Origin of the sequence: Micromonospora palythoicola (assembly GCF_036689795.1) — a bacterium.
GTDB classification, from domain to species: Bacteria; Actinomycetota; Actinomycetes; order Mycobacteriales; family Micromonosporaceae; genus Micromonospora; species Micromonospora palythoicola.
Genome location: NZ_JBAGKI010000062.1, coordinates 26,473 through 34,263, shown reverse-complemented (window position 1 = coordinate 34,263; position 7,791 = coordinate 26,473). Strand labels below are relative to the sequence as shown.

6 protein-coding genes are annotated in these 7,791 nt (G+C 73.2%); 2 read left to right on the top strand and 4 right to left on the bottom strand.

Translation table 11 applies throughout. The features are described 5' to 3' along the window. Window positions 1–105: 105 nt before the first annotated feature. A complete protein-coding gene (locus V5O40_RS22445) occupies window positions 106–2,208 on the bottom strand; it encodes a cellulase family glycosylhydrolase (protein WP_332907300.1) in 2,103 nt (700 codons plus the stop codon). 281 nt (window positions 2,209–2,489) lie between these two features. Between V5O40_RS22445 and V5O40_RS22440 the strand changes: the two genes are divergently transcribed. After that, window positions 2,490–3,698 (top strand): FUSC family protein, encoded by a 1,209-nt coding sequence (locus tag V5O40_RS22440; protein ID WP_332907299.1) that lies wholly within the window; start codon window positions 2,490–2,492, stop codon window positions 3,696–3,698. A 16-nt stretch (window positions 3,699–3,714) separates the two neighbouring features. On the opposite strand, the gene V5O40_RS22435 is transcribed toward V5O40_RS22440, so the two are convergent. Continuing rightward, window positions 3,715–4,239, bottom strand: a complete 525-nt coding sequence (locus V5O40_RS22435) for a DUF3558 domain-containing protein (protein ID WP_332907298.1) — start codon at window positions 4,237–4,239, stop codon at window positions 3,715–3,717. A 23-nt stretch (window positions 4,240–4,262) separates the two neighbouring features. Next, window positions 4,263–4,787 carry a hypothetical protein gene (locus tag V5O40_RS22430; protein WP_332907297.1) on the bottom strand — a complete coding sequence of 175 codons (525 nt, stop codon included), beginning with the start codon at window positions 4,785–4,787 and terminating at the stop codon, window positions 4,263–4,265. On the opposite strand from V5O40_RS22430, the gene V5O40_RS22425 reads away from it, so the two are divergent. Continuing rightward, entirely contained in the window at window positions 4,788–4,931 is a 144-nt protein-coding gene (locus tag V5O40_RS22425; protein ID WP_332907296.1) for a hypothetical protein, read from the top strand. A 47-nt stretch (window positions 4,932–4,978) separates the two neighbouring features. Here V5O40_RS22425 and V5O40_RS22420 read toward each other — a convergent pair whose 3' ends face one another. Then, window positions 4,979–7,780, bottom strand: coding sequence for a helix-turn-helix transcriptional regulator (locus V5O40_RS22420; protein WP_332907295.1), 2,802 nt, complete (start codon window positions 7,778–7,780; stop codon window positions 4,979–4,981). Between the last annotated feature and the right edge of the window lie 11 nt (window positions 7,781–7,791).

Here is a 7,791-nt window from a genome sequence, read left to right as displayed (position 1 = left end):
CGCCGAATTTCACCCCGCGCCGGTTCCGCTGTACGGGTACCTGGCCCACTTTTGCCCCCCCGCGCCCCCCCGCCCCGGGGGGGGGGGGGGGGGGGCCCGGGCCGGTCAGCCGGTGACCCCGGTGACGTTGCTGCCGGACCTGGTGACGCGGTAGGTGACCTGGGCGCCGCTCCAGAAGTGGAAGGTGAGGGTGACCGGCGCGCCGTCGCGGACCTCGCCGAAGAAGGTGTCGGTCAACGTGATCCGGTTACCCGGGTAGTCGGGTGAGAAGGCCACGTCGAACTCCTTGAACGACGTCCAGTCGTGCGGGCCGGCGTTGCTGCCGTCGGCGTACCTCGCCTCCATGGTGGCGAGCTGGTCGCCGCGGAACTGGGTGGGGATGGCGAACGCGGCGGTCGTGCCGGTGGCGTTGGACAGCACCGGCGTGTCGTAGGTGATCACGTCGATCCGCCAGGGCACGCCGGCCGAGAAGCGGGCCTGGAGGCTGGCGTTGACCCCGTACGCCCGGTTGCCGACCAGCCGGGTGAGCGCGCTCGCGGTGATGGTGAGCTGGTTGCCGGAGACCGTGTAGTCGGTGCCCTGCACCAGGTTGGTGCTGCCCTGGCGCAACCCGGAGAAGGTGGTGCCGTTCAGGTTGAGGGTCAACGACTTCGCGGTGATCGAGCCGGTACGCGGCACGTACACCTGGTCGGACGAGGCGGTGCCGGAACGGGTGGTCCAGCTCGACCTGATCTGGGCCCACAGCTCCGGGTCCTTCCACTGGAAGGCGACCCGGTCGAAGTGCTGGCCGTTGTCCCAGAGCTGGGTGGTGATCCGCTTGGTCCGGGCGTAGTGGCCGAGGAACTCGAAGAACTTGAGCTTCTCGCCCTGCTGGATGGTGCCGGTGTGCCGGTCGAAGCCGAGCAGCCCGTACTCGCCGATCACGACCGGGATGTTGCGGGTCACGAAGGCGTTGTGCACCCGGTCGAACGAGTCGGTCAGGTCCTGCTGGGTGGTGGCGTCGAAGCGGGTGCCGCCGGCCACGTTGACGCTGAACGGCCAGTAGCCGTAGAAGTGCACGGTGGCGATCAGGTTGCGGTCGTTGAGCTGGTTGATCGTCGTGGTCAGCTCGTTGATCCGGGCCTGCTCGGAGGAGGTGTGCAGGGTCGGCAGGACCAGCATCCGGGTGGCGTTGACGCCGCCCGAGGCGCGCACGATCCGGTGGAAGTTGACGTTCAGCTCGTGCAGCAGCTCCGCATTCTGGGCGTCGCCGGAGCTGTTGGCGAACTGCGGCTCGTTGACGCTCTCGAAGTGCAGCCTCGGCGAATGGTCCCGGAACGCGGCGGCGATCTGGGTCCACAGCGCGTTGTAGCGGTTGAGCACCGTGGTCCGGTTCGTCGGCATCTCGTTGATCCACTGCCACGAGTCGTGGTGCAGGTTGATCATCACGTAGAAGCCGTCGTCCAGGGCCCAGCCGACGACCTCCTTGACGCGGTTCAGCCAGGCCGCGTCGATGGTGTACGACGGGGCGGGGCCGTGGTGGTTGCTCCAGGTCACCGGGATGCGGATGCTGTTGAAGCCCTGTGCCCGGATGGCGTCGAGCTGTGCCTCGGTGACGCGCGGGTTGCCCCACGCGGTCTCGTCGGCGCCGACCGCGTCGAAGGTGTTGCCGAGGTTCCAGCCGGGCTGCATCGCGGCCACGTAGGCCATCGGGGCCTCCGCCGGCGGCGGGGTGCTCGGCGGCGGTGGCGTGCTCGGCGGCGGGGTGGTGCTCGGCGGCGGGGTGGTGCCGACGCTGCCGGTGCAGGTGACGCCGTTGAGGGCGAACGTGGTCGGTGCCGTGTTGCTGCCCGACCACGACCCGTTGAAGCCGAACGACACGGTCTGGTTGGTGCCCAGCGCGGCGTTGTAACCGACGTTGCTGGCGGTGACGTCGTTGCCGGCCGAGGTGACCGTGGCGTTCCAGGCCTGGGTGACCCGCTGCCCGGAGGGGAACGTCCAGGTCAGTCGCCAACCGTTGAGCGGGTCACCGAGGTTCGTCACCGCGACGTTCGCGGTGAACCCGCCTGGCCACTGGCTGGGGGCGGAGTACGCCACCCGGCAGCCGGCCGCCGCGTGGGCGGTGCCGGCGGTGACCAGACCGGCACCGGCGAGTAGTGCGGCGACGCCGCTGGCGACCAGGCCGAATCGCCATCGTGTCCTGCGTAGTGTGCCCTTCAGCCCAGCCATGACGCTCCTCGCGTGGTGATGGTGTCGACGGGGTGGCTGGCCGGGCGTCGCCGGGCCACCGGAAACATCCGGCCGACTCGCACCATAAGTTTGGATCATAAACTTTGTCAATCGAAGTCTTACGATGCTAATGCTCTCCGTCCAGGTGAGGAGGATGATCCGGTGCGAAGGTCGACACGTTCGGCGTGGCGGAACGGTCGACGATGGCGCCGAGCGCACCGGCGGCGGTGGCGGTATCCCCGGGCAGTGAATGAGCGCGGCCTGGCGGGGTAGTCGGCGGCGTGGCGGCGGGGGAGGACGACAGGAGCTGGGCACGTCGTGCCGGCAACCGGTTCGAATCCGAGGTCGCCGAGACGGTCGGCCGCCTCAGCCGGCGGGTCAACTGGCGGGAGCGCCGCCGGAGCCTGGAGCTGTACGGCATCCTCGCGGTACAGGCCGGGGTGTCCGCCGCGCTCGCCTGGACGCTGGCGCACGAACTGCTCGGTCACCCGTCGCCGGTTTTCGCGCCCAGCGCCGCCGTGGGCACCATCGCCGCCGCGATCGGCCGCCGCACCCGCCGCACCCTGGAACTGCTGGTCGGCGTGCTGGCCGGCCTCCTGGTAGGTGACGCGCTGATCATGGTCATCGGCACCGGCCCCTGGCAGATCGGCACCGTGGTCACCCTGGCCATCCTGCTCGCGCTGACCATGAGCCGGGGTGGAGCGGTGGTCACCCAGGCCGGCGGTACGGCGGTGCTGATCGCCACCCTCTCGCCGATCCAGCGGGGACTGGAGGTGCCGCGGGTCATCGACGCGGTCATCGGCGCGATCTCCGCCGTGGTGGTGGTGGCCTTACTGCCGGTCAACCCGGTGCGCATCATCCAGCGGGCCGCCCGCCCACTCTTCGCCGCCCTGATCGAACATCTGCACAACGCCGCGGACGGGATGTCCCGGGGCGACGCGGCGGCGGTGGCCGAGGCCCGGGACGGGTTGTACGGCCTGGGCCCGCAACTCGGCCTGCTCAAAGACGCTGTCTCCGGTGCGCAGGAGGCGGTGGCGGTGTCGCCGGCGCGCTGGCACCGGCGGCGCGAGTTCGAGCACTACCAACGCGGTACCCGCTACCTCGACCTGGCCGTCGGGGGCGGCCAGGAGATGCTGCGCCGGGCGGCCACCGCGGTCCGCGACAACGAACCGATCCCGGCCGGGCTGGCGGCCGCAGTGCACTACTTCGGTGACGCCCTGGCGTTGTTGCAGGTCGAGGCGGAGAGCGGGCATCACACCAACCGGTCCGAGCAGTTGGTCCTCAAGGCGGTCGACCGGGCCGCCGAGGCGTACGACGAGGGGATCGGCTTCTCCGGCAACGTGGTGGTGGCCCAGATCCGTACCGTCGCCACCGACCTGCTGCGCAGCCTTGGCTGCCGCGAGGAGGAGGCGGTCGCGGTGATCCGGCGACGCTTCGAGGCACAGCGTCACGAGGACGAGAAGTCGTCCGCCGAGCGGGATTCGACCTGATCCGGCCCGGTCGGGTTCAGAGCCGCCCAGCGACCGTCCGGGCCAGCTCGGTCAGCGGCTTGTCGTACTTCGCCGGGTCGTCGAGCCGGACCAGTCGGATGGCCACCCACACCCCGGCGGCGTGGAAGAAGACCGCGCCGTCCTCCAGGTACGCCTCGTCCCCGATTCCGGACAGCGTCTCGAACTCGTGGTCGAGGTCACGGTCGACGTCGAGGATCTTCTTGGCCCCGTCGCCCACGTACACCTCCACCTGCGCCAACGGACCCGACGTCGGCCCGGTGTAGGTACAGGTCTCGCGGACCGGCACCGGATCCTCCAGGGGGGTGCCGGCCAGCTTCTCGGCGTCCTCCTTGGGCACCAGGGCACAGGCGTCGACCTGCGGTGCCTCGGTCGACGGCTCCGCCTCGGCCGCCTCGCTGGGCGGTGCCGGCTCGGCCACCTCGGTCGGTGGCGGTGGCGCGGCGGCCGGTTCGGCGCTGCCGCCGCAGGCGGTGAGAACGGCGACGGCAGCGGCCGCCGCGGCGAGCTTGAGGTACCTCACGGTCGTCTCCTCGGGGCGTGGTGTCACCGGGGCAGGGCGTCGAGCAGCCGGCGCAGCGCCTGTGCGTAGCCGTCGGGCTCCGCGCCGAGGCGTTCGAAGCTGCTCAGCGTCACGGTGAAGCTGCCGGCACCGCCGACCAGCACCGCCTCGGCGCCGATGTCCTTGACCGCCAGGTAACCCTTACCGTCGCCGTCGAGGTCCGTCACCGTCTGGTAGCTCTGCTCGGCCTGCTGGCGCTGAAAGTCGTAGGTCGTCTCGCCGGCCAACTGGGAGGCGGTCGTCACGGACAGCGCCGCCACCCCCTTGCCGTCGCCGAAGCTGCAGTTGCCGTCGTCGACCATCGACTGGCCGACCAGCTCGGAGACCTGGGCCGCGGTGAACGGGCAGGCCGGGGTCTGGTTGCCGGCGCCGTCGGCGGGCAGGTCGAGGTCGGTCTCCGCGTCCGCGTCCGCGCCGGGGCCGGCCGCCGGTGGCGCAGGGTCCGCGCTGTCGCAGCCGGTCAGCGCGAGCGCGGCCAGCAGCACCACGGGCAGGATCAGTCGACGCACGTGTTCGGTTCCCTTCTGACACCCGACCGCGACCGGGCCGGGCAGCTCGACATGGTGTGGGACCGCGCCGGTGGCGGAGTCCGGCCCTTCTGGCGGCAGGGTCTGCTGACGTGCCGGCCGGACGAGTCGACCCGGCGGGAGTGACAGTTCGACGCTACGACCACCCGGCCGTGGATGAATCCGGCGTTTCCCTAGCCTTTGACCGCGCCGGCCGGCGCGCTGGCGGTGGCCGCCGGCCCGCGCGCCTGTTCGTCGGCTCCACCGACCCGGGCCAGCGCGGCACCCAGTTCGGCCCGGCGGGAGATGCCCAGCTTGCGGTAGACCCGGGACAGGTTGGTCTCGACGGTCTTCGGGCTGACGAACAGTTCGTCGGCGATGGCCCGGCTGGTCCGTCCCTGCGCGGCGAGCCGGGCGACCCGCTCCTCGGTGGCGGTGAGGTCCGACGGTGCGGGCGGCCGCCCGCCCAGCCGGGCGGCCTCGGCCCGGGCCCGCCCGCCGAACACCGTCGCGCCCAGCGCGTCGAACTCGGCCGCCGCGGCGGCCAGCGCCTCCCTGGCCGGGCGCTTGCGGCGGGACCGGCGGTGCACCACGCCCTCGACCAGCAGACACCTGGCCCGGTCCAGCGGCAGCACCTCCGGCGGCACGGCGGACCGCGCGGCGGCCAGTTCGTCCAGGGCGGCCGACGGGTCGGCGCCGCCGGCGCTGGCCAGCAGGGCCCGGCTGCGCGCGAGGCCCAGCCGCGTCCAGGGGCGAGGCAACCGCCGGTGCCGCTCCGCCAGCCGGGCCAGGGCAGCGCGGGCGGTGACGAGGTCACCGGCGCCCACGCAGGCCTCGATCCAGTCGGGCTCGAAGCGCTGCGCCAGCGGCTCGACCAGACCCATCCGGTCGACCGTCGCGGCGAGTCGACCGTATCCGGTCGCGGCGTCGGCCATCCGGCCGGCGCAGAGCGCCACGAACGCGCCCAGTTGCAGGTGGATCCGCCGACACCAGTCGTCGTCGAGCCGCTCGCCCAGTCGCAGCCCCGCCTCGGCCACCCGCTGCGCCACGTCGAGCCGGCCGCGCAACGCGTCGAGCAGCCCGGCCAGCCAGATCTCCGCGGTCGCCTCGGTCCCCAGCAGCTCGCCGAGTTCCCGGGCGGCCGCGATGTGCCGTTCGGCGGTCGACCACCGGCCGGCGAGCAGCTCGGTCTCGCCGAGGTGTTTGAGCAGGTCGTACTGCGAGGGCTCGTCGCACCGGGCCGCCGCCAGGTCGAGCATCCGGCCCAGCCGTCGTCGGGCCCGCGCCGGATCGTCGATCGACTTCCACCAGATCGCCGGGATCGTGCCGGCGAGCCAGGACGGTTCCGGCCCCTCCATCTCCAGCGCCCGGTCGAGCAGTTCGACGCGGGGCGGTTCACCGGCGCGTACCTCGTTGAAGAACAGGTGCAGTAGCGCCGCGGCGAGCAGTGTGCGATCCCCGCCGGCACCGGTGAGCAGGGCGATGGCGGCCTCGGCGTGGGCCCGCGCCGGATCCGGCAGGTCGACGAAGAGCGCCAGGTGGGCGTGGATCCGGCCGGCCAGCGGGGCGTCCGGACGGGTCGCGGCCAGCGCCCGCCCGGCGGCCTCGACCGCGGTACCGCCGGACTCGTCGGCGCTCCACGCGACCACCGCGCGCAGCAGCAGCGCCTCCGCCCGGACGTCGCCGTCGAACCCGGCGGCCACCGCCTCGGCGGCGACCCGTGCCCCGGGATGGTCGCCGCATCCGAAGCGGCACCGGGCCGCCGCCAACAGCCGCTGGCCACGATCGGCCTCGTCGCCGGCGGGGGTGAGCCGGGCCGCCGACTCGTACAGGTTCGCGGCGGCCTCCGGCGCACCCCGCGCGTACTGCCGGGCGGCAGCCGCGGCGAGGGCGTCGGCGACCACCGGATCCGGCGAGGTGCTGCACAGGGCCAGGTGCCGGACCCGTTCGTCCGGATCGGTGACCACCTCGGCCAGCCTGCGGTGCAGGCCACGCCGGACGCCGGGCGGGATGCCGGCGCGGACCGCGGCGGCGTAGACCGGATGGGTGAACTCCACCCGGGCCGCCCCGACCACGAGCAACCCGGCCTCCTCCGCGGCGTCGAACAGCGCGGGGGAGATCCCCGCCGCGGCCAGGTCCCGAAGCAGCGGTACGCCCAGCAGAGCCGCCAGCCGTACGGCGTCCCGGCAGCCGGCCGGCAGCCGGGCGAGCACCTCGCCGAGGAGTTGGTGCATCGAGGAGGCCACCGGCAGGTCCTGTGCCGGCTCCGGTGGTTGCGGCAGGCGCTGCACCGCGCGGGTCACCTCGATGGCGACGAGGGGGTTGCCGGCGGCCTCCCGGGCGATCCGGGCCAGCAGCGAACGACTCAGGACGGCACCGACCCGCTCCCGCAGCAGGTGGTGCAGGGCACCCACGCCCAGCGGCGCCAGGGTCAGCCGGGTCAGTCGGCCGGGACCGGCGTCGAGCCCGAGTGGCGCGATGCGCGGCGCCGGGGTGTTGTCGGTGCGGCAGCTGGCCAGGATGGACAGCCCGGGCCCGACCCGGCGAAGCGCGAACCGCAGCGCTCGTTCGCTCGGCCGGTCCAGCCACGGCGCGTCGTCCACGGCGACCAGCACCGGCCGGCCGGCGGCGAGGGCCGCCTCCAGCAGCGAGCGGGTGGCGGCGCCGACCACGCGCTCGTCGATGGTCTCGTCGCTGTCCCGCAGCAGCAGCACCACCTCGGCCGCGACCCGCTGTGGGCGGGGCAGCGCCGCCACCAGGTCCGCCAGTGGGCGGAGCAGGTCGGCGAGGGCGGCGAAGGGCAGCTCGGTCTCGCACTCGGTCGGGGCGCAGCTCAGCACCGACCAACCGGCCCGGCTCGCCTCGGCGAGCAGTTCCCGCAGCACCGTCGTCTTGCCGATGCCGGCCGGGCCCTCCAACAGCACCGAGCCCGGCTCGCGCAGTGCGCGCCAGGACTGATCGAACACCCCGTCGCGGCCGACGAGCGTACCCCGCATGGGTGCGATTC

Coding starts and splice junctions, on each gene's coding strand:
- V5O40_RS22445 (WP_332907300.1), bottom strand. CDS start 2,208: ATGGCTGGGCTGAAGGGCACACTACGCAGGACACGATGGCGATTCGGC.
- V5O40_RS22420 (WP_332907295.1), bottom strand. CDS start 7,780: ATGCGGGGTACGCTCGTCGGCCGCGACGGGGTGTTCGATCAGTCCTGG.